The organism is Brevibacterium sp. Lmc1 (assembly GCF_057654315.1).
The window spans coordinates 1,727,671-1,751,823 of the sequence record NZ_CM172803.1 but is presented as its reverse complement, the minus strand read 5'-3'; the positions used below and the strand labels follow the sequence as shown (position 1 = coordinate 1,751,823).

34 protein-coding genes are annotated in these 24,153 nt (G+C 62.7%); 11 read left to right on the top strand and 23 right to left on the bottom strand.

Annotated features, from left to right (window positions below; translation table 11 throughout):
* Position 1 precedes the first annotated feature (1 nt).
* The 4 genes from AC239G_RS07745 to AC239G_RS07730 are packed head-to-tail and all read right to left on the bottom strand — an operon-like array spanning position 2 to position 3,359.
* Positions 2 to 820, bottom strand: coding sequence for an energy-coupling factor transporter transmembrane component T family protein (locus AC239G_RS07745; RefSeq protein WP_139466862.1), 819 nt, complete (start codon positions 818 to 820; stop codon positions 2 to 4).
* A 17-nt stretch (positions 821 to 837) separates the two neighbouring features.
* Positions 838 to 1,716 (bottom strand): histidine kinase, encoded by an 879-nt coding sequence (locus AC239G_RS07740; protein WP_487490037.1) that lies wholly within the window; start codon positions 1,714 to 1,716, stop codon positions 838 to 840.
* Positions 1,713 to 2,873: a nucleoside hydrolase gene (locus AC239G_RS07735; RefSeq protein ID WP_139466860.1), complete on the bottom strand. Its 1,161-nt coding sequence runs from the start codon at positions 2,871 to 2,873 to the stop codon at positions 1,713 to 1,715. The genes AC239G_RS07740 and AC239G_RS07735 overlap by 4 nt, the downstream gene beginning before the upstream one ends.
* A 27-nt stretch (positions 2,874 to 2,900) precedes the next feature.
* Complete coding sequence (locus tag AC239G_RS07730) at positions 2,901 to 3,359, bottom strand: DUF2695 domain-containing protein (protein ID WP_139466859.1); 459 nt, start codon at positions 3,357 to 3,359, stop codon at positions 2,901 to 2,903.
* Positions 3,360 to 3,478: 119 nt separating this feature from the next.
* Here AC239G_RS07730 and AC239G_RS07725 point away from each other — a divergent pair, with 119 nt between their 5' ends.
* On the top strand, positions 3,479 to 4,381 hold the full coding sequence (locus tag AC239G_RS07725; RefSeq protein ID WP_487490036.1) for a carbohydrate kinase family protein: 903 nt from the start codon (positions 3,479 to 3,481) through the stop codon (positions 4,379 to 4,381).
* Here the strand turns inward: AC239G_RS07725 and AC239G_RS07720 are convergent.
* From AC239G_RS07720 to AC239G_RS07710, 3 genes are all read right to left on the bottom strand, one after another.
* Positions 4,371 to 4,841, bottom strand: coding sequence for an SRPBCC domain-containing protein (locus AC239G_RS07720; RefSeq protein WP_180345510.1), 471 nt, complete (start codon positions 4,839 to 4,841; stop codon positions 4,371 to 4,373). The genes AC239G_RS07725 and AC239G_RS07720 overlap by 11 nt on opposite strands.
* The gene (locus AC239G_RS07715) at positions 4,834 to 5,166 is read right to left on the bottom strand and encodes a VOC family protein (protein ID WP_139466856.1); all 333 of its coding nucleotides are present in this window, start codon (positions 5,164 to 5,166) and stop codon (positions 4,834 to 4,836) included. Before AC239G_RS07715 ends, AC239G_RS07720 begins: the two co-directional genes overlap by 8 nt.
* 103 nt (positions 5,167 to 5,269) lie before the next feature.
* A complete protein-coding gene (locus AC239G_RS07710; RefSeq protein ID WP_218973594.1) occupies positions 5,270 to 5,659 on the bottom strand; it encodes a DoxX family protein in 390 nt (129 codons plus the stop codon).
* Positions 5,660 to 5,736: 77 nt separating this feature from the next.
* Here AC239G_RS07710 and AC239G_RS07705 point away from each other — a divergent pair, with 77 nt between their 5' ends.
* Positions 5,737 to 6,597 carry a sigma-70 family RNA polymerase sigma factor gene (locus AC239G_RS07705; RefSeq protein ID WP_139467402.1) on the top strand — a complete coding sequence of 287 codons (861 nt, stop codon included), beginning with the start codon at positions 5,737 to 5,739 and terminating at the stop codon, positions 6,595 to 6,597.
* Positions 6,598 to 6,608: 11 nt separating this feature from the next.
* Here AC239G_RS07705 and AC239G_RS07700 read toward each other — a convergent pair whose 3' ends face one another.
* Complete coding sequence (locus AC239G_RS07700) at positions 6,609 to 7,100, bottom strand: winged helix-turn-helix transcriptional regulator (RefSeq protein ID WP_139466855.1); 492 nt, start codon at positions 7,098 to 7,100, stop codon at positions 6,609 to 6,611.
* Between the two features lie 120 nt (positions 7,101 to 7,220).
* Here AC239G_RS07700 and AC239G_RS07695 point away from each other — a divergent pair, with 120 nt between their 5' ends.
* Complete coding sequence (locus AC239G_RS07695; RefSeq protein WP_139466854.1) at positions 7,221 to 7,859, top strand: dihydrofolate reductase family protein; 639 nt, start codon at positions 7,221 to 7,223, stop codon at positions 7,857 to 7,859.
* Between the two features lie 114 nt (positions 7,860 to 7,973).
* Here AC239G_RS07695 and AC239G_RS07690 read toward each other — a convergent pair whose 3' ends face one another.
* Positions 7,974 to 8,660, bottom strand: coding sequence for an SDR family oxidoreductase (locus AC239G_RS07690; RefSeq protein WP_139466853.1), 687 nt, complete (start codon positions 8,658 to 8,660; stop codon positions 7,974 to 7,976).
* Between the two features lie 88 nt (positions 8,661 to 8,748).
* On the opposite strand from AC239G_RS07690, the gene AC239G_RS07685 reads away from it, so the two are divergent.
* The 4 genes from AC239G_RS07685 to AC239G_RS07670 are packed head-to-tail and all read left to right on the top strand — an operon-like array spanning position 8,749 to position 10,954.
* Positions 8,749 to 9,330: a hypothetical protein gene (locus tag AC239G_RS07685; protein WP_139466852.1), complete on the top strand. Its 582-nt coding sequence runs from the start codon at positions 8,749 to 8,751 to the stop codon at positions 9,328 to 9,330.
* Positions 9,331 to 9,363: 33 nt separating this feature from the next.
* A complete protein-coding gene (locus AC239G_RS07680) occupies positions 9,364 to 9,969 on the top strand; it encodes a 1-acyl-sn-glycerol-3-phosphate acyltransferase (RefSeq protein WP_139466851.1) in 606 nt (201 codons plus the stop codon).
* Position 9,970: 1 nt separating this feature from the next.
* A complete protein-coding gene (arfB, locus tag AC239G_RS07675; protein ID WP_139467401.1) occupies positions 9,971 to 10,414 on the top strand; it encodes an alternative ribosome rescue aminoacyl-tRNA hydrolase ArfB in 444 nt (147 codons plus the stop codon).
* A gap of 45 nt (positions 10,415 to 10,459) precedes the next feature.
* Entirely contained in the window at positions 10,460 to 10,954 is a 495-nt protein-coding gene (locus AC239G_RS07670; protein WP_139466850.1) for a mycothiol transferase, read from the top strand.
* A 6-nt stretch (positions 10,955 to 10,960) separates the two neighbouring features.
* Here the strand turns inward: AC239G_RS07670 and AC239G_RS07665 are convergent, their stop codons facing one another.
* The 4 genes from AC239G_RS07665 to AC239G_RS07650 form a co-directional block, all read right to left on the bottom strand.
* A complete protein-coding gene (locus AC239G_RS07665) occupies positions 10,961 to 11,824 on the bottom strand; it encodes a GNAT family N-acetyltransferase (protein WP_487490035.1) in 864 nt (287 codons plus the stop codon).
* Positions 11,825 to 11,826: 2 nt separating this feature from the next.
* Positions 11,827 to 12,354, bottom strand: a complete 528-nt coding sequence (locus AC239G_RS07660) for a GNAT family N-acetyltransferase (protein WP_487490034.1) — start codon at positions 12,352 to 12,354, stop codon at positions 11,827 to 11,829.
* Between the two features lie 34 nt (positions 12,355 to 12,388).
* Entirely contained in the window at positions 12,389 to 13,360 is a 972-nt protein-coding gene (locus AC239G_RS07655; RefSeq protein WP_434594895.1) for an alpha/beta fold hydrolase, read from the bottom strand.
* 139 nt (positions 13,361 to 13,499) lie between these two features.
* Complete coding sequence (locus AC239G_RS07650) at positions 13,500 to 13,895, bottom strand: hypothetical protein (RefSeq protein WP_139466846.1); 396 nt, start codon at positions 13,893 to 13,895, stop codon at positions 13,500 to 13,502.
* A 148-nt stretch (positions 13,896 to 14,043) separates the two neighbouring features.
* On the opposite strand from AC239G_RS07650, the gene AC239G_RS07645 reads away from it, so the two are divergent.
* Positions 14,044 to 14,517, top strand: a complete 474-nt coding sequence (locus AC239G_RS07645) for a phage tail protein (RefSeq protein ID WP_172168946.1) — start codon at positions 14,044 to 14,046, stop codon at positions 14,515 to 14,517.
* 77 nt (positions 14,518 to 14,594) lie between these two features.
* On the opposite strand, the gene AC239G_RS07640 is transcribed toward AC239G_RS07645, so the two are convergent.
* From AC239G_RS07640 to AC239G_RS07625, 4 genes are all read right to left on the bottom strand, one after another.
* Positions 14,595 to 15,035, bottom strand: coding sequence for a YtoQ family protein (locus AC239G_RS07640; protein ID WP_139466844.1), 441 nt, complete (start codon positions 15,033 to 15,035; stop codon positions 14,595 to 14,597).
* Positions 15,036 to 15,199: 164 nt separating this feature from the next.
* A complete protein-coding gene (locus tag AC239G_RS07635) occupies positions 15,200 to 15,553 on the bottom strand; it encodes a DUF1801 domain-containing protein (protein ID WP_139466843.1) in 354 nt (117 codons plus the stop codon).
* A gap of 221 nt (positions 15,554 to 15,774) precedes the next feature.
* Positions 15,775 to 17,004, bottom strand: a complete 1,230-nt coding sequence (locus AC239G_RS07630; RefSeq protein WP_434594890.1) for an alpha/beta hydrolase fold domain-containing protein — start codon at positions 17,002 to 17,004, stop codon at positions 15,775 to 15,777.
* A 207-nt stretch (positions 17,005 to 17,211) separates the two neighbouring features.
* A complete protein-coding gene (locus AC239G_RS07625) occupies positions 17,212 to 17,805 on the bottom strand; it encodes a TetR/AcrR family transcriptional regulator (RefSeq protein ID WP_229663894.1) in 594 nt (197 codons plus the stop codon).
* Between the two features lie 167 nt (positions 17,806 to 17,972).
* On the opposite strand from AC239G_RS07625, the gene AC239G_RS07620 reads away from it, so the two are divergent.
* A complete protein-coding gene (locus tag AC239G_RS07620) occupies positions 17,973 to 18,827 on the top strand; it encodes an NAD(P)H-binding protein (RefSeq protein WP_487490033.1) in 855 nt (284 codons plus the stop codon).
* 15 nt (positions 18,828 to 18,842) lie between these two features.
* Here AC239G_RS07620 and AC239G_RS07615 read toward each other — a convergent pair whose 3' ends face one another.
* Both AC239G_RS07615 and AC239G_RS07610 read right to left on the bottom strand, forming a co-directional pair.
* Positions 18,843 to 19,097: a 2-phosphosulfolactate phosphatase gene (locus tag AC239G_RS07615; RefSeq protein WP_139467400.1), complete on the bottom strand. Its 255-nt coding sequence runs from the start codon at positions 19,095 to 19,097 to the stop codon at positions 18,843 to 18,845.
* Between the two features lie 43 nt (positions 19,098 to 19,140).
* A complete protein-coding gene (locus AC239G_RS07610; protein WP_139466839.1) occupies positions 19,141 to 20,088 on the bottom strand; it encodes a LysR family transcriptional regulator in 948 nt (315 codons plus the stop codon).
* 123 nt (positions 20,089 to 20,211) lie between these two features.
* On the opposite strand from AC239G_RS07610, the gene AC239G_RS07605 reads away from it, so the two are divergent.
* Together AC239G_RS07605 and AC239G_RS07600 are read left to right on the top strand one after the other, a co-directional pair.
* Positions 20,212 to 21,204, top strand: coding sequence for a putative oxygenase MesX (locus AC239G_RS07605; protein ID WP_139466838.1), 993 nt, complete (start codon positions 20,212 to 20,214; stop codon positions 21,202 to 21,204).
* A 17-nt stretch (positions 21,205 to 21,221) separates the two neighbouring features.
* Positions 21,222 to 22,256 (top strand): methionine synthase, encoded by a 1,035-nt coding sequence (locus AC239G_RS07600; protein ID WP_139466837.1) that lies wholly within the window; start codon positions 21,222 to 21,224, stop codon positions 22,254 to 22,256.
* 332 nt (positions 22,257 to 22,588) lie between these two features.
* Here the strand turns inward: AC239G_RS07600 and AC239G_RS07595 are convergent, their stop codons facing one another.
* The 4 genes from AC239G_RS07595 to AC239G_RS07580 all read right to left on the bottom strand — a co-directional run bounded on the left by AC239G_RS07595 (position 22,589) and on the right by AC239G_RS07580 (position 24,141).
* Positions 22,589 to 22,858: a hypothetical protein gene (locus AC239G_RS07595; protein WP_139466836.1), complete on the bottom strand. Its 270-nt coding sequence runs from the start codon at positions 22,856 to 22,858 to the stop codon at positions 22,589 to 22,591.
* Positions 22,851 to 23,027: a hypothetical protein gene (locus AC239G_RS07590; protein ID WP_180345507.1), complete on the bottom strand. Its 177-nt coding sequence runs from the start codon at positions 23,025 to 23,027 to the stop codon at positions 22,851 to 22,853. The genes AC239G_RS07595 and AC239G_RS07590 overlap by 8 nt, the downstream gene beginning before the upstream one ends.
* A complete protein-coding gene (locus AC239G_RS07585) occupies positions 23,020 to 23,613 on the bottom strand; it encodes an ArsR family transcriptional regulator (RefSeq protein ID WP_139466835.1) in 594 nt (197 codons plus the stop codon). The genes AC239G_RS07590 and AC239G_RS07585 overlap by 8 nt, the downstream gene beginning before the upstream one ends.
* A 129-nt stretch (positions 23,614 to 23,742) precedes the next feature.
* Positions 23,743 to 24,141 carry an NUDIX hydrolase gene (locus AC239G_RS07580; protein ID WP_139466834.1) on the bottom strand — a complete coding sequence of 133 codons (399 nt, stop codon included), beginning with the start codon at positions 24,139 to 24,141 and terminating at the stop codon, positions 23,743 to 23,745.
* Between the last annotated feature and the right edge of the window lie 12 nt (positions 24,142 to 24,153).

Below are 24,153 nucleotides of genomic sequence, written 5' to 3'. Positions count from 1 at the left end.
CTCAGGCACCGCCGATCAGCTGCGCGGCGCCCGGCAGCGGGAGGGATCCCGTCACCGAGGCGACGATGAGTCCGATGCTCACGAGCGGAGTCAGGATCCGCAGGAGGCTCTGCCCTGTCCCGTCCGTGTGGTCCTGGAGCGCAGTCGCGGTCGCGTTCGAATTGAGTCCGCTGGATTCGAGCACGTCGTGACGTTGGTCGACGGTCAGCAGGATCGCGGTGACGAGTCCTGTGACGATTCCCGGCAGCAGTCGGATGCGCACCCGCCAGGAGTCGGTGGCCCAGCCGCGGGCCTGTCTGGCTTCGATGATGTGTCGGGTGCGTGCGCCGATCATTGGGATGAGACCGATGGCAGAGGCGCACATATAGGCGACTGCCGAGGGCAGACGAAGTCGACGCAGACCGTCGAAGAGGCGAGCGGAGTCGGCACCCAGACCGAACATCGCGCACAGCCCGATCAGGGCGCTCACCCGCAGCCAGATCTGAACGGCGATGCTCAGTCCTTCGACGCTGAGGCGAGCGGGTCCGACCTGCCAGAGCACATACACATCGGTTCCGGGGTAGAACAGCCCCTGCACGACGATCAGCACAACCAGAGTCGGCAGGCACAGGAGACCTACTGTCATCGCCCATTCCCGCAGTCGCACGGCGGGTGAGACTGTCACGGTCACGACCGTGCCGGTCAGGATGATGACCGGCACGATCGGAGAGGGGATTCCGAAGACGAGCAGCAGGCTGCAGGCAAGGATGATCAATTCCGTGGCAGGGTGCAGACGACGCTTCGGGCGGTGAGCCTCAGCCGCGTCAACGGCGGCGTGCATGTCGGAAGAGGCGTGACTCATTCCGCCGGCTGTGCCGATTCGGCCTGTTTGGTCAGATCGGGGCCGTCGGACTTCTTCGCCCGGGGGCGACTATGAGCGGCGAACTCGTAGCGACCGACGATGCGTTTGGGCAGCGACTGGATGACGACATAGGCGAGGGCGAAGATGAGCGCCTTGTCGACGATGTCGGAGACCATGCTCTGAGCGAAGGTGGCATTGAACATCTCGAGGCCCGTCGCTTGGAGGATCGCGACGACTCCCCCGGTGCCGGCCCCCAGCCCGCCGCCGAAGACATAAGCGGCGACGGGTGCTCCGATGGCGCCGGCGGGAACACCGGCGACGGCGCCGACGATGATCGCGGTCCAGGGTGTGCGGAAGACTCCGAGCCTTGCTGCCCAGCCGGCGGCGGCGCCGATGAAGGCGGCCCCGGAGCTGAAGGCGATGACGCTGGGGCTCAGGGTCACGCCCCAGATGAGGTTCGAGATGATTCCCGTGAAGGCACCTGCTGCGGGGCCTGCCAGGACGCCGATGAGCACGGTTCCGATGGTGTCGAGGTAGAGGGGCACAGGCGTGTAGTTGCCGATGATCTGCCCGATGACGACGTTGAGGGCGATGGCGACCGGGATGAGCGCGAGAACGCTGCGGGGAATGAGCGGGAGAGTGCCTGCGGCGAGCAGAACTCCTCCGCCGAGATAGCCGAGCATGACCCACAGAGTGGTGTATCCGAGGTCAACGCCGAGGTTGGCAGGTTGGGTGAGGAGTACGGCGACGTAGGTGCCGATGACGATGAGGGTGCCGAGCAGTGTGAGGATGAGGGGAAGAGTGCGGTTGCGGTTTTGTCCGGGACCGACCGTGGTGGTCGGCCCCTGCCCAGACTGTCTGGAGTGTGCGGTCATGCGGGTGGTCCTTTCATCAGGGTGGCGCTCAGGTGGTCGAGGAAGGCAGGAGCGTCGATGGCGCGGATGATCTCTGCGTTCACGGGGCGGCCCCACCGCCCCAGCCAGTCGGCGACGGTTTCGCCTCGTGTGAGTGTACCCGTGAGTTCGACATCGACAGGTGCCCACAGCGTCGACGCCCATGGCAGGTCCCCCGCACTTCCCCTCACGGGCACCGGGGCGGACGGCTCCCGGGAGTCGGAGTCCGATCCCTCGAGCTCTGTTCCGGTCGACGTTGTGGTGTCTTGCCGAGCCCAGGACAGAGCGCAGGCGAGGACGAACGGGTCGTGGATGTGGGCGAGGTAGCCGAGCCCGTCGGTTTCGTGGAATTCGAAGTAGAACCGAAGCGCCTCGGCCAGTTGTGCGAGTACTGATTGCCAGCGGTCATCGGCACCACCGGCAGAGGATCCGTCGAGGATGGTGGCGAGACGCTCGGGTGTCATCTCAACGGCTTCGGTCGCTTCGATCGGGGCGATGACCGGAAGGTGGGCCAGCCTCTCCTCCTGTCTGGTGCGGTCGAAAGCGGCAAGCACCTGGGCGGTGGACTCAGGGTCGAAGGTGACATTCCATTCCGTCGTCGGGTGGGTGTTGCCCCGGTAGTTGAACGCTCCTCCCATGATGAAGAGACGTTTGAACAGACTCGGGAGTTCCGGGTCGATTTCGAGGGCCAGGGCAAGATTCGTGGCTGGACCGATGACGACACCGAGGAGCTGTCCGGGATGGGCGTGGGCAGCATCGACCCAGGCCTGAGCCGCCGTCACCGAACTCACCGGCGTGCTCGGGGCCGGCAGCCGCGCATATCCCCGCCCGGACTCCCCATGGGTGAGGTCGGCATATTCCAGGGCTTCGCCCGTTGCCGTCTCCGCTGCCTGCGGATCCATCTGCAGGACCCGCCATGCCAGCGGAAGGCTGTGGCCGGCGTGGACGGGAATGTCGCTGCGTCCGGCCAGCGACAGCCATCCGCGGGTGTTCTCGACGACTTGTGCGGTGGCGACGTTGCCTCCGGATGCGGCGATGCCGACAACGTCGACGTCGTCTTGGCAGCACAGGTAGGCCAGTGCAATAGCATCGTCGATTCCGGGGTCGCAGTCGAGGAAGAGCGGCAGAGCGGCAGGCATGGTTCTATTCTGCCGGATCCGGCTGTGTCACCACCGTCGGATGCGGGCCCAGTTTCCGCAGGCTTGGGTTGATCCCCGTCTCACCAGTCGGCAGCAGAGGTAGAGCTTCGCCGAGGGAGGTTCGTCGATTCCGAACCTTTCTCTCATGTCGATGGCTTCCTCACTGCCGAAGGGAGTGCCGATGACCTCCCCGAACGGCATGCTGGTGATCCACGGTTTGGCGGCGAAAGTGAAGGCGTTGAGGAACATTTCACAGTCACAGCAGCAGGCACCCATGCTGCTCAGCCGCGCGAGCAGAGCCGTGGCGCGTGGAGCCGTACGGTCACGGAAGCCTTCCGCGAACCGGTGGGTGCCGTTGCAGCCGAATTCGCCGAGTTGTCGGAACACGTAGCAGGCCAGGCATTCGCCGGGGCGCGGAGCGAAGACATGGGCGGTCTCCTCGTCGATGATCGTTCTGACGTCGTTGTCAATGGTGTTCTTGTCCATGGCCACACAGTTCCAGACGGCACTGACATGACATGAGGCGAATTAATATCGTTCATCGATTTTCGACCTATTAATGCAGGTCACAGCTGGAGAAGACTTTTCACCTTAGAATCGTGCCCATGAGCATTCTCGTCATCGGTGAGGCCCTCATCGACATCGTCAGCACGCCCGGGAGTCCAGACCGATATGCACCGGGTGGAGCTCCAGCCAATGTGGCTCTCGGGCTGGGCCGCCTCGGCGACGATGTCGAGTTCCTCACCGATGTCGGCGATGATTTCCACGGTGGGTTCCTTCTCGCTCATCTTCAGGAGTCTCAGGTCGCCGTGCTCGCTTCACCACGTGGCGCCACGTCGACGGCGCTGGCTCGCCTCGCCGATGACGGCTCCGCCGAGTACGAGTTCCACCTGCGGTGGGACCCTGACTCTTCCCTGCTCACGGACGCACCTCGCTCCGTTGTGCATTTCGGCTCGATTGCGGCATTCCTTTCGCCTGGCTCCGCAGTCATCGAAGATGTTCTCGCCTCTGCGACCGGGGCTTTCGGTACGCATCCTCGTCCGCTCATCTCCTTCGATCCGAATATCCGACCGTCGATCATCGGCTCCCGCGAAGATGCGATGCCGCGTTTCGAGGAGTTGGCTCGTCGAGTCGACGTTCTCAAACTCAGCGACGTCGATGCGAACTGGCTCTATCCCGATCTCGACGAGTCCGCACAGGTCGACCGTCTTCTCAGCCTCGGGGCGAATCTGGTCGCCATGACTCGCGGTGGTGAGGGTGCGATCGTGGCGACCGCCTCGGCGCGGGCATCGGTGACCTCAAGGAAGGTGGAAGTCAAAGACACGATCGGGGCCGGGGATACGTTCATGGTCTCACTCATCCACGACCTGCATGCTCAGGAGAACGCTGTGTCCGATCTCAGCACGGCAGAACTCACAGCCCTGGGAGATCGCGCATCGGCGCTTGCGGCGATCACGGTCAGCCGTGAGGGTGCGGATCTGCCGTGGGCCGTGGAACTCACGAACTGAGGAAGTCGCCGAGCTGTCGCAGGCAGATGTCATGGCCGTTGCGGTGTCCGTCGATCATTCCCCGACCGACGAAGGACACGACCTGGTCGACGAGCTCGACCCGGGTGCCTGTCGGGATAGCGGTCAGGGTCCAGGTGATGATGGCCGTCGATAGTATCTCATCGTCTTTGGTGAGAGTCTCCGTTGTGACGATGTGACGTCCCGGCGCAAGTGAGCAGTACTGCCCGGTGGAGACGAACTCGAGTTCTCCCGGTGACCCACAGCGGGCCCGGATCGCTCCGCCCGGACGGAATTCGTCGATGTCGCAGACTATCTCCTCCCCCTCGGGAACTCCCCACTGCACGCGCTGATCCGAATCGGCGAAGGCGTTCCAGACCTTTGAGACCGGATGCTCGAAATCAGCGCCGAGGCTGATCGTCGCGGTCACTGGCGCGCCCTGGTCGGATGCTGCCTCACTCACCGAAGAACACCACCTGGTTTCCGTCCGGGTCGGTGACCGGCAGGATGCGCTGTCCGCCGCCTGGGGACGGTTCGTCATGGTCGATTCCGGCCGCTCGCAGATGCTCGGCCATCGTGTCGAGGTCGTCCACGTCGAGAACCACGTTGGAGCGTCCGGCTCGCTGCGGGTCCTCCCAGATCTGGATTCCGAACCTCTCGTCGAAGAGCCATTGGGCCAGCCCCGCCATCGGCTTGTCATCCGGCTGTCTTTCGAAGAGTCGGGAATACCATTCGGTCGCTTCCTTCTCGCTGGTGACAACGATATTGGCCATGAGTCCGGTGATCATGATCGCTCCTTCGGGATCAGTCTTGAGATTGAGTGATTGCATTCTGCAATCACTTATTCCATGGAAGCACACATCGGCCCCGGGAACAAGAGCGACGCTCAGCTCAGCCCCCGAACGGGGCCAACGCAAACCGGCCCCATGCGAGGAACGCAAATACCAGCAGGTATGCGGTGTCCCCCGCCATCAGGCCCCATTCGCTGCGTCGAAATCGGGTTGTCGCCGCCCCAGCCATCACCAGCATGAGTCCACACGCCGCGATCGGCGAGAGAACCGGAAGGACCCCCACCAGCGGCGGCACGATCAGTCCGATCACACCGAGGAGCTTGATTGTTCCGATGGCTTTGATATGCCCCGGACTGAAATCGTCCACCCAGTGCTGACTGTGAGCCAGCGCCCGATACTTCTCCTTGGACAGGATCACCTGCGAGGCTCCGCCGATGCCGAAAGCCACTGCCATTGCGGCGGCGACGACCCATAGTACGATGTCCATCATTGCAATTCTCCTTTGCCGAAAGAGCCCGGTCGGACTCTCACTCTGATGACGCATCGCCGCCAGGAAAGGTAACAGCCATCGCGCAGTCATCTTCGACCTCAGAGTTCGAAGCTCATCGCCCTCGCCTCACTGCGTTGGCCACGAGAGTGCTCGGCTCGCATTCGGACGCCGAGGATGCCGTTCAGGAGACGTGGCTCCGCTGGGAGCGGAACGGCCCGGAGTCCATCGACAATCTCGGCGGGTGGCTGACCCGGGTCATCGGACGCATCTGCCTCGATGCGCTCCGCCGACGCACCACTCGGGGAGAATCGTCGCTTGACGCCTGGCTCAGCGAAGCAATCGTCGACGAGGATGACCCGACGCCTGAGCAGAATGCAACTTTGTCGGATTCGCTCGGACCGGCCATGCTCATCGTGCTCGACTCGCTGCGCCCGGAGGAGCGAGTCGCGTTCGTCCTCCACGACATGTTCTCAGTGCCCTTTGCCGAAATCGCGGCCGTCATCGGATCCTCGGAAGCCGCCGCGAAGATGGCCGCCAGTCGGGCCCGGCGCAAGGTCAAGGACACACCACCACCGTCCGGAGAACTTTCACAGCGCCGTGCTGTCGTCGACGCATTCCTCACTGCCGCACGGCTTGGAGACTTCGACGCTCTGCTGCACTTTCTCGACCCGGGACTGACGTGGCACCGCAGCAACGCCCGCGGCCACATGGTCCGGATGGGTGCGAACGAGGTGCTCGCAGCGATTCGGCGCGGCGATCCGGACAGGATCGAAGTTCGAAAGGTCAACGTCAACGGCGAGCCGGGTCTGCTCGTTCTGACCGCAAGCGGTCACCGTTTGGGACTCATGGCATGCACCGTGGCAGACGGCAGATTGGTCGGCATCGTCTCGATCACCTCAAGGAAGCTGCTGGAGCGACTGAGACTGCCCGGGCAGTAGGCCCACCCGAATCAGCTTCCCGAGATCTCGGCCTCGTAGGCGGCCTGCAGTCGCTCCGAGGAACGCGGTTCGTCAGGATTCGGGCGCGGCACCCCGAGGTGGGTCTCCCGAAGCTCATCCACGAGACCTGCGACGAGTCGGGAGTCATCGGCCATGATTCTGGATCGGATCGTCAGCTCCGGCGAGGTCTCCCGGTGGGTCATTCCCCACGTTCCGAGGGCGACCATGACCGGCAGAGTCTGGATTCCAGCCTCGGTGAGGGTGTACTGGGCTCGCTGCCCGCGTGCGGCTTCCGCTTTTGTCAGCAGCCCTTCGTCGATGAGCTTCCTCAGACGACTGGCGAGCATGTTCGAGGCTATGCCCTCATCATTGTGGGTGAGCAGCTCGCGGAAGTGCCGACGATTGCCGAAGATGATGTCCCGCAGGACGATGAGCGACCAGTTGTCGCCGAGGACCTCGACGGCGGCATTGATCGCACATCCTGAACGCGGCTGTGCAGGCATCGCCCCACCTCCAGTGATTGCATTCTGAAACTACTTAATCTTACACTGGGTCCACTTCCCCGGAACCCACGCCATCCGTCGGACTGAAGACATCAGCCGAACCATCACATTGGAGTGCACATGGCCAAAGCGTGTGTCAACAACCTCTTCGTCTCCCTCGACGGATTCGCTGCCGGCGAGTTCGTCACCTTCGATCAGCCGATCGGCGAAGCCCAAGCACTGTTCTCCTACTTCGACGGCCGCGGCATCGAGGGCGTGGACAAGGTCGACGCCCCGGTGACCGCAGACCGCGCTCTGTTCGCCATGTGGGGGCAGGGCATCGGAGCCGAGATCATGGGCCGGAAGAAGTTCGGTCCCCAGACGGGGCCGTGGCCCGACGACGGCTGGCGTGGCTGGTGGGGTGAGGAGCCGCCGTTCAAGACCCCGTGCTTCGTTCTCACTCATCATCCACGGGAGCCGATGGAGTTCGACAACGGCACGAGTTTCCACTTCATCGACGCGTCGCCCGCGGAGGCACTCGCCGAGGCGACCTCTGCCGCTGACGGCGGCAATGTCCGCATCGGCGGCGGTCCTTCGATGGTCAGACAGTTCCTTGCGGACGGCCTCGTCGACTTCATGCACCTCGTCATCGTCCCGGTCACCCTCGGCCGCGGGGTCTGGCTCTGGGAAGGACTCGAGGGGTTGGAGAAGGACTTCACGATCGAGAGTCTCACCACGGCCAGCGGTCTGACCCATCAATTGTGGAACAGACGAGGCTGAATCTCAGCGGCGACTCGAACCGGACTCGTCGGAACGCCCGATGGCCTGTGGTCTCGGTTCGGAGACCACAGGCCATCGGGTAGGGACGGGACAGCGCCCGCATGGATTGTCAGGTCAGTTGATCGCCTCGGCGATGGGGGTCTGCCCGTCGTAGAAGTTCACAGTCTCACGCACAGCTGCAGATTCGGCGATGACGTGTGTGATGACCTCGGCGACGAGTTCGCGGGAGGTCACCCGCACCTCGTCTGCCGGGCGTTCACCGTCGAGATCGCCGGCCGCATCGGCGATGAGGACCTTGCCGCTGGAGGGCTCGAGGGTCAGACCGCCGGGTCCGAGAATCGTGAAGTCAAGGTCGCTGGCGCGCAGGTGCTCGTCTGCACCGGCCTTGGCCTCGACGTAGGGGTAGAACGAGCTCTCGGGGTCGACGCGATCACGGTCGACGCTCGCACTGGCATAGGAAACCATGACGAAGCGCTTGACGCCCGCCTGCCCGGCGGCGTCGATCGATCGCTTGGCTGCTTCGAGGTCGACGGCCTTGGTCCGGGCCGGGTTGCCGCCGCCGGCGCCTGCGGAGAAGACGACAGCCTGGGCTCCGGAGAACAGATCGGCGAGCGCCTGAGTGTCGGCGGTTTCGATGTCGAGGACGACCGGGTTGGCCTCAGCGGCTTCGACATCTGATGACTGGTCGGGGTTGCGGATCACCGAATCGACGGCGAAGCCTGCGGCCTTGAGCTTGGGCGCGGCCAGAAGTGCGATCTTTCCATGGCCGCCGAGAATGACGACACGAGTTGAATCAGACATATCTACCTCCGTTGTCGGTGAAGCTTGGCATTCGGTACAGCGATGCCACTTGCGCGATTATTCCCAGTCCGCTGGTATTCTGAGGACCATGACCGACGACTTCTCCCCCGCCGACGTCGTGCGCCGGCTCGAGCGTGGACAGCAGGTCGTCATCCCCTCCTCGAAACGCAACGTCTTCACTGCTTTGGCCATCGCGGTCCCGCTCGGCATCGGCCTGCTCGCCTTCTTCGTCTACATTGTCACTGCAGCTCTCGGTGACGGAGGCAGCCCATGGGTCATCGTTGCGAACCTGCGCATGTGGGCAATTGTCGCTGGCATCATCGGATGCCTCGTCGTCGCGCCGATCGGCGTATTCGTGCGGCTGCGCAGGCACGAATCCCTCGTCGTCTCCCCCACCGGCGTCGCGTCGGCCCGGCGCGGTGAGGTTCTGCCCGGGACTCTGCTGCCATGGCACGATATCGAGTCAGTGGTCTTCGAATCGGCGGTGTCTCCAGGCCCGAAGGTGCTCGCTTATATGCTCACCGAAGAGGCAACCCGCCGACTCATCGGACGCGGGCGCAATCCGCGCGTGCTCGTCAGAAGCGGATTCGTCCTCTCACATCGCCGACTCTACCCGGTCCTCAGGGCCGCTCATGCCCGTTTCTCACCACACGTCCATGGACACCGATAGGCCCACACATCCTCGTGCCTTACCGTTGAGTTCATGATCCGACGCCTCCTCGCTCGCGCTTTCTGGTCCTTCAGCAAGTGGAACCTCGTGACCGAGCCCGCTCCGAACCGTCCGACCATCCTCGTCGGCGCTCCGCACACTTCGAACTGGGACTTCGTCGTCATGCTCGCGATCGCGTGGCGCATGCGCGTCGACGTCCATTGGCTGGGTAAGCATTCCCTGTTCACCGGCTGGCGGGGGCCGATCATGCGGGGACTCGGTGGGATTCCCGTCGATCGGTCTGATCCGAGCAAGATCGTCACCGAGGTGGTCGACCGCATGCGAGACGGCGAGGTCTTCGCGCTCGTCATCACCCCGGACGGCACCCGCGGCGGACACACTCATTGGAAATCCGGGTTCCATCGCATCGCGATGGCAACGGGAATGCCCGTAACGTTGGGCTACCTGGATACCGCGACCCGGACGACGGGGCTGGGCCCGACCCTGGAGATGACCGGCGACATCGCCGCGGACATGGATCGGATCCGCGAATTCTACGCCGACAAGCGTGGAATCCGCCCGCACCTGCAGATCACGCCGAGGCTGCGCGAAGAAGACTCCGCCGGTGACGATCGCGAAGGCGAAGCGGAGCCGAACTGAGATGGACGGTGATCTGCGCGTCCCCGCCGGGCCGGGTATCCCCGCCGGGCTGGTCATCCCCGCGTCCGACCTGTCCGAACAGTTCTCCCGGTCATCCGGCCCGGGCGGCCAGCACGTCAATACCTCCGATTCACGGGTGCAACTGAGCCTCGACCTGGCCTCAGCGAGATTCCTCACCGAGGTTCAACGCGAGCGAGTGCTCAGTCGGTTGGCACCACGACTGTCGGGCACTGTGGTGACCGTGACTTCGGAGAAGCAGCGGTCACAGCTGAAGAACCGTCAGGACGCACGCATGCGTCTGGCGCAGCTGCTGCGTGAGGCGTTGGCTCCGCCGGTGCAGAGGCGAGCGACGAAGCCGTCACGCAATTCCCGTCGTCGCCGAGTCCGGACCGAACAGCGGCGGTCGGAGATCAAACGCAACCGTCGCAAGCCCCGTCTCGATTGAGCCCCGGTGGTGACAGCGGTTGACGTGAAGAGCAGAATGGGCGACATGAACAGCATCGACATTCTCACTGACCTGTCCCAGCGCCCTCTCCAGGCAGCACAAGCTCTGCCCGACCTCTCCCCCGAACAGCTCAACAGCCGTCTGGGTGGTCATCCGAATTCCGTCGCCTGGCTGCTGTGGCACAGCGGCCGTGAGATCGATGTGCAGCTTTCGGACCTCACTGGCCGTCCTCAGCAGTGGGAGGACTTCCGGAACCGGTTCGATCTCGGCGAGATCGGCGAGACCTTCGGCTACGGACACAGTCCCGAACAGGCGGCAGAGATCAAGGTCGACGATCAACAGCTGCTCGTCGACTACCTCGCCGCTACTCTGAACGCGTTCACCGACTATGCAAAGACGCTCTCCGAGGATGACTTCGACGAAGTCATCGACAGGAACTGGACTCCCGCAGTCACTCGTGGCGTTCGGATGGTCTCGATCATCGACGATGCGATCCAGCATGTCGCGCAGGCGGCGTTCATCGCAGGTGCGTCTGTTTGATTCGGTTCAGGGTCGACAGAAATCCCTGACTTCGCCGAGGATGCTCATCCCAGCCGCACGGTAAGTGGCGACGGCGACTGTGTTCGATGTCGGCGTGGCAACGGTGACGCTCGACGCCCCCATCTCCCTCAGCGCCGAGGCCGCGGCCAGTGTCATCTCGACTCCGAATCCGTGACCCCGGTGGTCGCCGTGGACGCCGAGTGGTTCGATGACACCGGGGCGCCTAGGACCGGCCGACCAAACGGTTGTGGCACCGGCTGGAGCGCCGTCGGCGGTAAATCCGACGAGACATTTGGCCTGCTTGTAAGCGTGACCGTCGGCCATGGACCGCCAACGGTCCGCAGTCAATGAGGACCCGGGAAAAGCCGAGGATTCGACCGCGATACGGTCGGCGATACGGTTATCTGCTCTGTCGGGATCGACCGTTTCGATCCGCTGGGTAACGGATGGGATCGGTTCGCTCAGATCTCGGTGGAGCGTAGTCCACGCTTCATCAGATCCCCATCCCGCCTCGGTGAGGGTATGTTGCAGGGCGGATCCGAATCGAGCTTCGACGATGCCCTTCCCTGCAGGCAGCAGTTCGGTGAGATCTCCGGTGAAATCGGCCAAGATCGCCTCAGCGAGCGCTTGGTCATCGGAGTGATCGGGTGAGATGGCCATTCGGATGAGTTCGGATTCGTCGAGGAATCCGACGGCCGCAGCTTCGTCGCCGACAGTCCACACCCGCAGTGCCGAGGCGAGCGCATCGGCCCCGAAACGCTGATACCAACCGAGGTCTCCGGGATGTACCTGGACGGGCAGTCCTTCGCGTTGCCAGGACGCGACAGTGTCGATGATGTCCGACAGGTCCGTCGTAGTCGGTGTCAACATGGTCATTCCTCTGTCCTCGCCTCTGCGCGCCAGATGACTTCACCGTCGTCGATCTCGTCGGTCGGTTGCAGTCCGAGACAGACAGCGATTCGGGCGGAAGCGGCGTTGTCAGGATGGATGGCCGCTTGCACCACAGTCACGAGATGATCCGCCAGCCAATCGACCATGGCTCGGGCCGCCTCGGTGCCGAATCCCTGCCCCTGGCTGTCGACGCCGATGACCCAAGCGATGTCGGCTTGATAACCGGTTTCGGCTCTTGTCACTGTGGCCTGAACATCTCCGACTGCAGCGGACTCAGCCGTTTCGCGAACGATCCAGTTCAGCCAGCCGGCGTCACCGGTCGGTGAGGCACCTGCGGATTGGAGTGCATAGAGTCGTTCGAGTTCGGACCGGCTCGGGCTCGTCCCACCGATATGGGTGTATAGGTCGGGTGAGGACAGTGTCTCCACCATCTCCGACGCATGGTGGACTGCGAGCGGCTCAAGCTGCAGCCTGTCGGTGACGATGGGTGTCGCCTGTGGCCAATTCACACTGCGGTTTGAGCTTTCTGCCGGGTTCACGGATTCAGCTCTCGTTCGTTTGAACGGGCCTCGTCCGATTGCTGACGCGGGAAGCGAAGTCGACGATCTCCGCCTCGACCTCGAGGCGGGTGGTCGGTTCGTTGTGGACTTCGTGGCGGACTCCGGCGAAGACGCGGGTGCGCACATCGTCGTGTCCGGTCGCGCGGAGGCGGTTCGCGACGTGATAGGCGCCTTCGCCGTAGTTCGCGACAGGATCCTGGTCACCTGCGAGGATGAGCACCGGCAGACCGCTGGGGATCGTCGCGTACCAGGAATCGGCATTGGCACCGTCATAGAGTTCGACGAAGCCCTGCAGGAATCGGGAGCTCATCGGGGCGCCGAAGTTGTTGAAGGGGTCGCGCCCATGATCGGCGACGACAGCCTCGTCGAGGGCGACCCAGGCGGTGGGGCCGGCATCCGGACCGAAACGTTCGACGAATCCGTCGAAGAGCTGGCCCACCAATTGATCGGATGCAGGTTCGGCTCGTCGGTTGCCGGTGGCCGCCTCGGCGAGTTCGACACGGTCGATGGTCTGATCGATACCGCGCATCTGCGCAGCGATTCCACACAGAGCCAGCCCCGCGAGGCCAGCCGTCGGATCGGAGGCCATGACCCGTGCAATCATCGATCCCCAACTGTGACCGAACACGATGTACGGCAGATTCGGGAGGATCTCGCGAGCCTTGCGCTGCAGCGTCAGTTCGTCGGCGACGACCACTCGAGCTGCGTCGTCGCCTGTATCGACCCAGATTCCCGACTGCATGGCCGTCCGACCGTGACCGGAATGGTCATCGGCGACGACGGCGAATCCGGAGTCGACGAGGGTGGCGATGAGGTGGTGGTAGCGCCGGGAATGCTCGCCGAGTCCGTGGATGATGTGGATGATGGCTCGAGGTTCAGTGGTCGGTGTGTAGAGCCAGCCGAAGACCGTGTCACGATCGTTGTGAGAGGTGAACTCGATTTCGTGCAGGGCCAAGGTGGGACTCCTCTGTCGTCACGTGTGTCCGCACCGCCGTGGTGCAGTTCGCAAAACCTGTGGAATGCAGATCACCCTACCGCACCGATTCGACCTGGGTGCGGGGACCCTGGGTGCGGGGACGGAGGCTTTCACCTGCTCAATGGCCTTCGGCCCGGCTCGCGGCCACCTCATGCCAGGTGAGTCGCACCTCTCCAGACGTCTGACGAATCGCCTCGACGAGGTCGTCAGTCGCTCCGATGACAGAGCTGATACCGTCCTGACCCGACGATTTGAGCACGATCTGCCATCCAATTCTGCCAGTCGACGGAGACGTCTCCGCCGTATAGCCTCCCCAAAAGTGAACTTCTGTGCCTTCGGCGACATCAGCATCGGGGTCGGGCCTGAGAGCAGCCTGAAACGTGCGCACCGCGCGCTCGGCGGCAGCACCTGTGATCGAGGCCCGGACTTGAACTACGGTCCACACGTCGAACGGCCAGTCGTTGAGCCAGTGGTCTGACGGTGTGAACGGTTTGACGTCGGTTCCGCTGTGCATGCATTCCTCCTCAGAGGTTCATTGACAGATGTTCATCGGCCCTCGGCGACATGCGGATTCGCTGCCTCATGAGCGAGTCTCTCACCCTTCCTGACGACCGTGGGCCCGGTCGTGGGCGGATATCCAGGATCAGGCATATCCATGACCCATGCCGTTCGAAGCCGTTTCATTCACCGATGTCTCCACCGCGGGACTCGAATCCTCCCCCATCGCCGAGGCGCTGGCTGGTCTGCGCGCCAACGAGGCACGGTACTTCTCCAACAAATACAAACACACATTCGCCGTGGCCCCGGCCGCCGAGGTACAGGAGGCCCTGAACTGGGTGGAGGAGATCCTTGACTCCGAGCGTGAGATCGTACCGACCTCGCCTGCCCTCGAAGTCAGCATCAATGACGTCGATGGCATCTATTGGGTGCACGTCTTCTACGAGTCCGGGCTCGCAGTCAATGTCCTATGGACACGAGCAGACGATGGCAAGCGGGCCGTCGGCTTCAAACTTTCGGAGGGGATGGACGTGCCTCCCGAGCTGTCGGCGTTCAAGTTCGCCCGTCAGAAGTCGAAGCTCGCCGGGGAGATCCGTGGATCCTTCTTCAAGATCAAGGGTGATCATCCCCTGCCGTAGCGTCACGACGCGCAGGTCCTGAGGCCGCGACCGGCCGTTTTCACTCCACGGTCGTTCGCGGTCTCAACTCATCGAGTTCAGTCTCTGAGAACATACTTCAGGGTTTCGACCACTTGATCCGTCGTCTGGCACCAGGCCTTGGCTTCGGCATCGACTTCTTTGAGCGGATGCACGATGTCGGCATCGTGGAGGGTCACATAGGGTGTGCCGAGTGCCGCGCAATAGCCGGCATCGAAGGCGGCGTTCCATTGCTTGTACTTGTCTCCGAAGCGCACGACGACCATATCGGCCTTTTCGATCAGGGTCCGGGTGCGGATGGCGTTGACCTTCGCCGACTGGTGATCACGCCAGAAGGCGCTGTCGTTCTCGCCGAGGTGGTCACCGGCAGCATCGCTGGCAGGATGGTCGGTCACGGGTGCGGTGAAATCGATATCCAGACCGGCCGCCTCGGCACCGCGCTTGATCTCATCGCGCCACTCGGTGTGGATCTCACCGGACAGATAGACAGAGAAACTCAAGTCGATCACTCCTCATTCTTATGGCAGAAGGGACCGGTTCGTCCCTCAGGCACCACCATAGCCAATCGGAGGTCAGACGCTCAGCGCCGACCGCGCGGCCGAGCCCCAGACACAAATGTCGCAGGCAGTGTCGTCTGCGGGCTCAGCCCCGGCGGTCGTCACCGTCAGGAGGTTGCCGTCCAGACGATCTCGGCAATGCGTTTCTCGGCGACCTCATCGATAGTGTCGAAGTACCATGCGGCGGGCATCAGCGTTCCATCGGAACCACCGGCTGGGGTGAGGTCGACCTTTTCGGTGAGGGCCAGGTTGACCCGCTCGTCATTGCGCAGTGTCACCAGTGCAGGAGTGCTCGCTGACAGAGCATAGGCAGGCATGCCGTACCAGATCCGCGGCTTGAGACTGGGGGCGACGGTCACGATGATCTCGTGCGCTCGCTGCATGAGCGATCGTTCCGGTTCGTCCATCTTCGCGATCTTGTCGATCACCTGGGACAGGTTCTTCTCGTCTTTGGTCGTCATGTCATGTCCTTACGTCAGCCGGTGTGTCGCACCGGCGGTTGAAGACGGCGCAGAAATGCGCCGCACCCCATCTGGACATGTTCCGGGCCGACCGGAGCTCTCCGCAATGATTCAGGCTTAGGTACCTGGAAGTGCTGGCAACCGTACGTGCTGCCAGTTTCCACGATACTTGCATCGACGCCTCCCCGCCAGGACAGCCGAGATCCACAACGGACGTGTGGCTAGCGAAGTTGTTCGGATAAGTAGGCCTCTGCGATGCTCAGGTGTCCCTGGCTGCCGATTGAGTTCTTCGCCTTCTGCGGGTACGCATGATTGGCGAGGGGAACTTTCACGGTTGTGACGTCGACTCCGCGGCTTCGGGCCGATTCGGCCCATGAAAGCTGGTCGGTTGGGGTGATCACGTCATCGCGCATCGCTGTCATCATGAGCACCGGCGGCGCGGGTGCTTTCAGATGCGTGACGGAATCGGCCACTGAGTAGCGTTCCGGATATTCCTCCGGTGTGCCACCCGTGTAGCTGGTTGCGAACAGGCGCGTGCCGGATCCCGCGCCGGGCCCGGTGGGGGCGTTCTCGTAGAGGCCCGTCACGTCGAACGCGGGGTAGTCGGCAATGACCGCCGCCGGAACCGGAACCTTCCCACCGCAGGACGATTCGGCGTCGCCCTGCGCTGCGGCACCGGCGGTATTGGCGACCATGTTGCTGCCCGAACTCTCGCCCCAGAACGCAAGACGATCGGTGTCTGCACCGATCGTGTCTGCGTGGGTCTGAATCCAGCTTGCCGCACAGGCGACCTGCGACGGTGCGCTCTGCCAAGTGGCGTTATCCAGGGTGGCGAGTTCGTATTCGACCGATACGACCAGGTAGCCGTGATCGGCGAGTTCACGGAGCTCTGAACTCGCCGCGTTCGGTTCGCCTGCGATCCAACCGCCTCCGTGGACGTACATGATCGTCGGAGCTGAACCCTTCGCTCTCTCAGGTTCGTAGATCGATACGGAGAGGTCATCGCCTGAGCTGGATTTGTCGTACACTTCCTTGCGATTAGGCGATGCCGAGTCGATCGCCGAGAGTCCGAACGTCGCAGTGAACAGGTTCACCGAACCACCGGCCGAGGTGATGGCGACGAGGAGCACAATGACGACAGCCAGATTCGCGATCGTGCTCACCACTCCGAATCCTGTCACCACAGCTCCGGTCCTTCGCCGGCCTCGGCGCAGGCAGACGATTCCCAACCCAAGCACAATCGCTCCGATCACAGTCGCCATCGGCGCAATCGTCGGCGCAAACCGGGCCGCAGCGGAACTGAACGGGCCAAGCCCGGGAATGAGCGATGCCAGGCCGATGACCGCAGCGATCGCACCGAACACGAGCGCGAGGATGAGACCCGTTGCCCGAACTGTATTGGCCGCGCGCTGGGGCACCGCGGGCTGTGACGAACTCTTGCTGGCTGTCATCTTCGGTCCTCGCCTTCCGATCTGTCGGGTTGAGATTCCCGCTGCAGCAGATCTCATCGTGGCGGTCACCTCCTGACGCCAGGGGCCACTCTAACGCAGTCCGATTCTCACAACCCAGATGAATCGGCCTGCGTCCACGGCCATGGGAGCGCAGCCGAGGTCAGCAGAGAATCCCTGCACTGAGTCAGCCTCATCGATGTCGCGAGGCTAGTCGGGCATATTGGACGATCTGCAGATCCCACTGATCTGGAATGCGGTTCGGCGGTCATAGTCGGCTCGAGGCGGTCGGCCCCCGTGCTTGAGGACGAGAGCATTGTCGCGGGCAAGTGATTGGAAGTCTTCTGCTGTGAAGGCGGGGACCAATACGCCGGCGGCGTGCCCCTGAGCGACAAGGCTGTCGTGGAATTCCGTTCCGGCATGGCACAGGGCCAGCAACGGCTCGGAGTCGCGATACTCCTGGAGGAGAACATCATTGACCGCAGGAACTCGATACTGCAGGTCACGCAACGCATAGATATACGAGCAGATACGTTCTCGGACCTCGCCGATGGACCGCATCTCCTCGATGACCGTCTGCAGCTCCACCGCAACAACCTCGTCGATGACGGCATCGATGAGCCCGATTCTCCCGCCGAGTCGATTGAAGATCGTCGCCTTGCTCACATCTGCGACTGCGGCGACCTCCTCGAGGGGCGCAGAGAACCCCCGCTCCCGGAACACCTGGACCGCCGCACGTCGTATCCGGTCGACATTCCGGCGAGCATCCGAGCGAAGAGACTGCACACCACTTGGATCAGACACGATGACGCTCCCTCCCACAGCGACAAATAACTTGATCATAGCAGTCAACTTGGTGCAGAATGGGGCCACGCAAGTTGACCTTATGAGTCAATTTCAATCATGACAGCAGCTCTGACGTGCGCACTGAGCACGACGTCAGTTCATATTTCGCACGAACGGGAATTCAGATGATCATCGTCACCGGAGCGACAGGCACTCTCAACGGAGCCACAGTCGACCACCTTCTGAAGCGGATTCCGCCAGAGCAGATCGGCGTCAGCGTACGCGATCCCTCGCGTGCGACCCATTTGGCCGATCACGGAGTCCGCGTACGGCAGGGGAGCTATGACAATCCAGCGGCTCTGCGCCAATCGTTCGCGGACGCCGAACAGGTTCTCCTGGTGTCCTCCAGCGACCTTACTGCCGACGTCGTCGCACAACACCGCAGGGCGATCGATGCAGCCGTCGGTGCAGGGGCTCAGCGGATCCTGTACACAAGCACCCACGGAGCAGGCTTTGACACTCCCTACCCGCCGCTCGGAATCCATGCGGCCACGGAACAGTATTTATCAGAATCGGGAGCAGCCTGGACCTCGTTGCGAAACGGCTTCTACGGAGACCCGGCTCAGCTGCTCGGTGCGTGGGAAGAAACCGGCGAGATCGCTATGCCCGCCGATGGACCATTTTCCTGGATTGATCGCCGCGACGCGGCGGAGGCCGCTGCTGCGGTTCTGACTGCGGATGAACCGTTCGAGGGCCCGATCGACCTGACGCTGCCCAAGCCGGTCACCCTCGCGGATTTCGCCGCTTCCGCGTCCGAGATCGCCGGACGCCGAATCGAGCGCGTCGTCGTGGACGACAAGAAGTGGGTGGCCGACGTCATCTCCCGCGGTACGCCCGAGGAGGTCGCGCGTTTCACCCTGTCGATGTTCCAGGCAACAAGGAGCGGGCATTTCTCGGATTCGGACCCCACGCTCACGCGACTCCTGGGACGCAGCCCACGCAGCATCACCGATCAATTGAAAGATCTCGATACTCGGTGACACGGTCGCCGTCCACTAGACGTCGAATCTGAGTTCCACCCATGAGACGTCCAACGAGGCTGCCACTTCAACGTCGGAGTGAAGTCCCACCGCTTCCAGCTCTCGAATCCCGACGCATTCGGCCAGGGCCTGAGTCAGACGTGGCCTCACTGCCTCGAATAGGTCGGCGGCAGCTGAGGCCACAGGACTCATCTCCTCGCGGATTCCGCGATCTGCAACCCCAGAGCGCACGGCCCCTGCACCGAGGTGGTCTTCAAGCGAGGGGCGCAGCGAGTCGTACGGCTATTCGAGACCGCCTCGGCGCTGTCCTCGGTCACGGCTGATCGAGCAGCGCAATGCCGAAACCGCCGACGACGGCCCGTACTTCGTCGAGGTAGCGTTGCGCCTGTTCGGTCAGCGGGATCCCGGAATGATCGATCCAGCCGATCTCGATGCGCTCCTCGACCTCGAGTGGAATCGCGACAATGGCCGGATCGAGATCGTCGCTGATGATGCCCGTCGAGATGGTGTAGCCGTCGAGCCCGATCATCAGGTTGAAGATGGTCGCACGGTCAGAAACCCGGATCTCCTGCTTGCTCGACAGGGTGGAGAGAATCTCCTCGGCGAAGGAGAACGAGTTGTTCGCCCCCTGGTCGAAGGTGAGCCGAGGCAGGGCGGCGAGATCGTCGAGGGTGACGCGGCGGCGGGAGGCAAGCGGGTTCGTACGAGAGATGAAGATGTGCGGGGAGGCGAGGAAGAGCGGGTGGAACGCAAGCCCGGAATCTCGCAGCAGCTTATCGATGACCTTCCTGTTGAAGTCGTTGCGGTAGAGGATGCCGAGCTCACTGCGGAGCGTGCGAACGTCTTCGATGATGTCCCAGGTACGCGTCTCTCGCAGTGAGAACTCGTACTCGGCAGCATCGCTGGCCTTGACCATCCGAACGAAAGCATCGACGACGAACGAGTAGTGCTGCGCCGAGACTCCGAGCAGACGCCGGGACGGTGGGCGCCCTAGGTAGTGCTGCTCGAGGAGTTCCACCTGTTCGACGACCTGCCGGGCATAGCCGAGGAACTCCACACCGTCGTCAGTCAACGTCACCCCGCGGGCGGATCGGACGAGCAGAGCGCGATCCACACGGGTCTCCAGGTCTTTCATCGCGGCAGACATGGTCGGCTGAGAGACATAGAGGAGATCGGCGGCGGCGGTGATCGATCCCTCCGACGCGACCTCGATGAAGTACTGGAGTTGCAGCAGCGTGATGTTCTTCAGACCTCGAGACATAGATCAAGGCTATAGGAATCCATAGTTCCCCCGAGTTACCCGATGACCACAGGGGACGGGCAGGATGGATCACAGACATGCCAGCGACCACAACCGGCCGAACACCCACCGAATTGGACGTCCATGACACCTGAGTTCTCATTCAGCATCACCACGACTCGATTCGACGAGGACTACTCGCCGTCGGAGAGCACCCGAGCGACGACGAACTTCGCCAACCTCGCCAGGGGCGAGGACCGCCAGCAGAACCTCCGCACTGCTCTGAGCATCATCAATCGCCGCTTCAACGAACTCGCGTCCTGGGACAATCCCGACCGGGATCGCTATGTCCTCGAACTCGACATCGTCTCCGGAGGACTTCACTTCACCTCGGGCGGCCGGGAACAGGAGTTCCCGCTGCTCGAAGTCCTGGATATCCAGATCATCGACAGACTGACTGGAAAACGTTACCCCGGGATCGTGGGGAACAATTTCTCGTCCTTTGTCCGCGATTTCGATTTCAGCGTGCGGCTGCCGGCTGCCAATGAGGCCGCAACCGAGTTCACGGTCCCCGATGACTTCGGTGATCTGCATGGCAAACTATTCCAACACTTCCTCGATTCTGCTGCCTATCGGGAACGGTTCCAGACGGCACCCGTGATCTGCATCAGCGTGTCCACGAGCAAGTCGTACCGTCGGACCGAGAATCACCACCCGATTCTCGGGTTCGAATACCAGCAGGACGACTACTCGCTGACCGATGACTACTTCGCAAAGATGGGACTCCAGGTGAGGTATTTCATGCCACCGGGCAGCGTCGCACCGCTGGCCTTCTACCATCGCGGCGACCTCCTCGGCGACTATTCCGATCTGGCGCTCATCGGCACGATCAGCACGATGGAGACTTTCCAGAAGATCTATCGGCCCGAGATCTACAACGCGAATACCGCCGCCGGAGAGGTCTACCGGCCGACGCTGGACCGGCACGACTTCTCGGAGATGCCGGTCACCTATGATCGCGTCGAACGCAACCAGCTCGGCACCAGACAGGGAAAGTTCACGGAGGAGTTTTTCGTCAACCCGCACCGAGAGATGCTCGAGCAGTGGGCGTCCGACCGCCCCGTCCCAGTCGCATGACCGCAGGAGAAGAAACGATGACCCAGCCGCTGCTGCCCACCTCAATCGTCGGCAGTCTGCCGAAGCCGTCCTGGCTCGCGCAGCCCGAAACCCTCTGGTCCCCCTGGAACCTCCAAGGCGAAGCCTTGGTCGAGGGCAGGCACGATGCCCTGCGCATCTCGACTCATGAGCAGACCAACCGCGGCATCGACATCGTCAGCGACGGAGAGCAGACCCGCCAACACTTCGTGACGACGTTCATCGAGCATCTCAGCGGAGTCGATTTCGAAAAGCGCGAGACAGTTCGGATCCGCGATCGCTACGACGCAAGCGTGCCCACAGTCGTCAGCGCCGTGAGCCGTGAGAAACCGGTCTTCGTCGACGATGCGAAGTTCCTCCGCCAGCAGACCGATCAGCCGATCAAGTGGGCGCTGCCGGGACCGATGACGATGATCGACACACTCTATGACGACCACTACAAGAGCCGCGAGAAGCTGGCCTGGGAATTCGCCACGGTCCTCAATCAGGAGGCAAAGGATCTGGAGGCGGCGGGAGTGGACATCATCCAGTTCGACGAGCCGGCATTCAATGTCTTCTTCGAGGAGATGAAGGACTGGGGAGTCGCCGCGCTCGAACGAGCAGCGGAAGGTCTGCGGGCCGAAACCGCAGTGCATATCTGCTACGGCTATGGGATCAAGGCGAACAACGACTGGAAAACGACCCTCGGGTCCGAGTGGCGCCAATACGAGGAATCCTTCCCCCTCCTGCAGCGCTCGAGCCTCGACATCGTCTCGCTCGAATGCCACAACTCCCATGTCCCGATGGACCTCATCGAACTGATCCGCGGCAAGAAGGTCATGCTCGGTGCCATCGACGTGGCAAACGAGACCATTGAGACACCGGAGGAGGTCGCCGCGACTCTGCGCAAGGCTCTGAAGTTCGTCGACGCCGACAAGCTCATTCCAAGCACGAACTGCGGCATGGCCCCCTTCGCGCGCGACGTCGCCCTCGCGAAGATGAGCGCCTTGAGTGCGGGAACAGCGATCGTCCGCGAGGAGCTGTCTAGGGGCTGATCGCCGCCGCACTCCATCCGCACACGTCCAGAGCCGTCCGGCCTCTCCGCAACTATTCGGGCGTTCTGAGCCGGGGAAGTGCAGTGACAGCTCAAGCTGTCGTTGCCACAGTGCCCCAGCCTCTGCCGCAGACGTTGAAGCGGAACCTTCGGCAGACCGGATTCCGCGAAGAGTCGAACGGCTGCGCGACTACGAGAGGTGTGATCGCAGAGATCCTGTCGCGCAGCACCCGACGTTCACGACGCAGCCCGCAGCTCGACTTCAGATTCATCCAGAACTCTTCCGCCGTGTTGAAGCCGATGCGAGCTACTAACTGCACCCAAATTCGTCGACTACCCGTCGCGACGCACGTACTCGGCACAGACATCGACGATCCGAACGGCCGCGGTGATCGCTTCAGCCACGTCTTGGTTCGTCGCTGTCGGTCGATCGTCGTCGGGATACTCAGTCGCGTTGCGCACTTGACGCACCCATTCAAACTCGCCCAACGCACTGTCGTTGACGAAGCCCGCTGCCGCGATCCCGGTCTTGCGATGAGCTCCGCCGACGGGTCGGACACGGAGTCCTTCGGCAGCAAGAGCCGCGACGAGCGATTTACGCACAATCGTGCGCGGCTGTGAACGCCATCGCGTGATCGTCGGTATCAGCAAGCAGCTCCGCCGTACGGATATGGCGTTCTGCGGTCACGACCACAGCCAGCGCATGCTCGCGATTCCGCTCCACACGCTCCAGTCTTCGGTTCACGAGCATCTGATTGACGATCTCAGGCAAGGATCTCACCGGACCTCACATCGACTAAGGGGCGTGACCGAATCGTCGAGACGAACGGCGACGGGTCCTCAGAGTTCCAGTCAACCGGTACGATACGCGTGATGTTCACGGGCAAGTCGAGCTTGTCACCTGCTTCGGCCGCAATCCCCGAGAGCGTCCTCCGCGGCGTCTCCCCCACGACGAGGACGTCTAAGTCGTTGGGAAACTCACCGCTTTCCCCGGACCGGCGCGCGGCCCAAGATCCGTAGATCAGCAGCTCCTCCACCCCGTCGATCCCGTCGAAGAGCTCACGCAAGACCGGCACCGGCCCGTAGGTCGCCGCGATCAGATCTCGCATCAGAGCGAACAATGGGTGGTCGGCATTCGCACTCACGAGACGGTTTCGCCCCTCATACCGGTCACGAAGCACGGCGGAGTCGACCAGTCGCCCCACTTCGCGGTGCACGACCGGGCCACTCGTGTCCGTGCGCCGCCCAAGCTCTGCCAGCGTAAACTCCCGCTCAGGGTGCCCGAGAGTCTCGGCCAGAATCGCCCCAACGGCATCCGAGCGCACGAAAGGCGTCAGCTGCGGTGCGATATTCTTCATAGAACACGAGGATATCTTCCACTTATAGGAAGAGTCAAGAGTGTGGGCACCACTCGATGAACCGGAACTCCACCGAGTTCCGGCACGGAACAACGTCTCAAACCACACGCTCGGCAAGCACGGGAGACCTCAGCGGAGGAACCGTGTCTCGATCACGCCCTGAATCTCTGGCGTACATGACGCACCAATAACATCCCTTGCGGTGATCCATCGAGCCGCGACGTGCTCGTCCGAGAGCTTCACAATACGATCGGCCAACGGCACTGACACTGTGAGCTGTCGCGTCAGTCTCCCCGAAGCGGATCTATAGTCGAAGTGTTCAAGGAAGTCGCCATCGATCACCACAGACTCGAATCCGACTTCTTCGAGCAGTTCACGATCAAGCGCCGCTGTGAGCGACTCCCCGACCTCAACGCCACCAGAGGGCAGTTCATCGATCCCAGGCAGGAAGTCGTCCAGTTCGCTACGAGTGACGACCAGCACAGACCCATCTGAATGTATCACCGCGCCGACCACGAACTTCTCCACGCCGTCACGTTG

Coding starts and splice junctions, on each gene's coding strand:
- AC239G_RS07745 (WP_139466862.1), bottom strand. CDS start 820: ATGCACGCCGCCGTTGACGCGGCTGAGGCTCACCGCCCGAAGCGTCGT.
- AC239G_RS07740 (WP_487490037.1), bottom strand. CDS start 1,716: ATGACCGCACACTCCAGACAGTCTGGGCAGGGGCCGACCACCACGGTC.
- AC239G_RS07735 (WP_139466860.1), bottom strand. CDS start 2,873: ATGCCTGCCGCTCTGCCGCTCTTCCTCGACTGCGACCCCGGAATCGAC.
- AC239G_RS07730 (WP_139466859.1), bottom strand. CDS start 3,359: ATGGACAAGAACACCATTGACAACGACGTCAGAACGATCATCGACGAG.
- AC239G_RS07725 (WP_487490036.1), top strand. CDS start 3,479: ATGAGCATTCTCGTCATCGGTGAGGCCCTCATCGACATCGTCAGCACG.
- AC239G_RS07715 (WP_139466856.1), bottom strand. CDS start 5,166: ATGATCACCGGACTCATGGCCAATATCGTTGTCACCAGCGAGAAGGAA.
- AC239G_RS07710 (WP_218973594.1), bottom strand. CDS start 5,659: ATGATGGACATCGTACTATGGGTCGTCGCCGCCGCAATGGCAGTGGCT.
- AC239G_RS07700 (WP_139466855.1), bottom strand. CDS start 7,100: ATGCCTGCACAGCCGCGTTCAGGATGTGCGATCAATGCCGCCGTCGAG.
- AC239G_RS07695 (WP_139466854.1), top strand. CDS start 7,221: ATGGCCAAAGCGTGTGTCAACAACCTCTTCGTCTCCCTCGACGGATTC.
- AC239G_RS07690 (WP_139466853.1), bottom strand. CDS start 8,660: ATGTCTGATTCAACTCGTGTCGTCATTCTCGGCGGCCATGGAAAGATC.
- AC239G_RS07685 (WP_139466852.1), top strand. CDS start 8,749: ATGACCGACGACTTCTCCCCCGCCGACGTCGTGCGCCGGCTCGAGCGT.
- AC239G_RS07680 (WP_139466851.1), top strand. CDS start 9,364: ATGATCCGACGCCTCCTCGCTCGCGCTTTCTGGTCCTTCAGCAAGTGG.
- arfB (WP_139467401.1), top strand. CDS start 9,971: ATGGACGGTGATCTGCGCGTCCCCGCCGGGCCGGGTATCCCCGCCGGG.
- AC239G_RS07670 (WP_139466850.1), top strand. CDS start 10,460: ATGAACAGCATCGACATTCTCACTGACCTGTCCCAGCGCCCTCTCCAG.
- AC239G_RS07665 (WP_487490035.1), bottom strand. CDS start 11,824: ATGTTGACACCGACTACGACGGACCTGTCGGACATCATCGACACTGTC.
- AC239G_RS07650 (WP_139466846.1), bottom strand. CDS start 13,895: ATGCACAGCGGAACCGACGTCAAACCGTTCACACCGTCAGACCACTGG.
- AC239G_RS07645 (WP_172168946.1), top strand. CDS start 14,044: ATGCCGTTCGAAGCCGTTTCATTCACCGATGTCTCCACCGCGGGACTC.
- AC239G_RS07635 (WP_139466843.1), bottom strand. CDS start 15,553: ATGACGACCAAAGACGAGAAGAACCTGTCCCAGGTGATCGACAAGATC.
- AC239G_RS07630 (WP_434594890.1), bottom strand. CDS start 17,004: ATGACAGCCAGCAAGAGTTCGTCACAGCCCGCGGTGCCCCAGCGCGCG.
- AC239G_RS07620 (WP_487490033.1), top strand. CDS start 17,973: ATGATCATCGTCACCGGAGCGACAGGCACTCTCAACGGAGCCACAGTC.
- AC239G_RS07610 (WP_139466839.1), bottom strand. CDS start 20,088: ATGTCTCGAGGTCTGAAGAACATCACGCTGCTGCAACTCCAGTACTTC.
- AC239G_RS07605 (WP_139466838.1), top strand. CDS start 20,212: ATGACACCTGAGTTCTCATTCAGCATCACCACGACTCGATTCGACGAG.
- AC239G_RS07600 (WP_139466837.1), top strand. CDS start 21,222: ATGACCCAGCCGCTGCTGCCCACCTCAATCGTCGGCAGTCTGCCGAAG.
- AC239G_RS07585 (WP_139466835.1), bottom strand. CDS start 23,613: ATGAAGAATATCGCACCGCAGCTGACGCCTTTCGTGCGCTCGGATGCC.